This window comes from Mesorhizobium sp. M00.F.Ca.ET.216.01.1.1 (genome assembly GCF_004010325.2).
In the GTDB taxonomy this organism is placed as follows: domain Bacteria; phylum Pseudomonadota; class Alphaproteobacteria; order Rhizobiales; family Rhizobiaceae; genus Mesorhizobium.
In genome coordinates, this window is the sequence record NZ_SADR02000088.1 from 1 (window position 1) to 650 (window position 650).

The 650-nt window shown below is 66.3% G+C and carries 1 protein-coding gene; it reads right to left on the bottom strand.

Annotated features, from left to right (window positions below; genetic code table 11):
- The coding region (locus EN859_RS35145) for a beta-ketoacyl synthase N-terminal-like domain-containing protein (RefSeq protein ID WP_281015668.1) at window positions 1–603 on the bottom strand (603 nt) is incomplete at its 3' end.
- Between the last annotated feature and the right edge of the window lie 47 nt (window positions 604–650).

Below are 650 nucleotides of genomic sequence, written 5' to 3' on the forward strand. Positions count from 1 at the left end.
CCATGCTTTCAGCACGCCCCATGCGAAGGGTGCGTCGCTGCCCCCGGAAACCATTACGTCGGCCCGGCCCAGCTTGATCTGATCCACCGCCGAGGCGATCGCATGGTTGGCCGAGGCACATGCGGAGTTCACCCCGAACACCGGCCCGCGCAAGCCGAGGCGCAAGCTCACCTGGCCGGCGGCGGCGCTTGGCATCGTTTTGGGTACAGCGAGGATGCCAACTCGCCTCGCGCCGTCCAAAAGGAGGGCCCGGTAAGTTTCCTCCATTACATCCCAGCCCAAGCCGCCGACGCCCACTGTAGCGCCGAAGCGATGGGCATTCCCTTCGTCGCAGGAAAGTCCGGCCTGCCGCATGGCTTCGCGCGCCGCAAGCACGGCGAGCAAGCTGAAGCGGGCCATGGAGACGAGCTGCTTGCGATCGATGTCGTGCTCGGGCAGCGCCTTGATCTCAGCGCCGGTCATGCCCTCCAGGTCATGAAGCTCGGAATTGGCGAGCGGGCCGATGGCGGAGCGGCCTTCGCGGATCTCTTTCCACATAGAGGCGGCGTCAGTGCCCAGTCCGCACAGGCCGCCCACTCCGGTGATAACGACGCGCCTGTCCATTCAAGCCTCCTTCGCAAGCAAGCCGCGGACGGCGTCCACGACGTCGC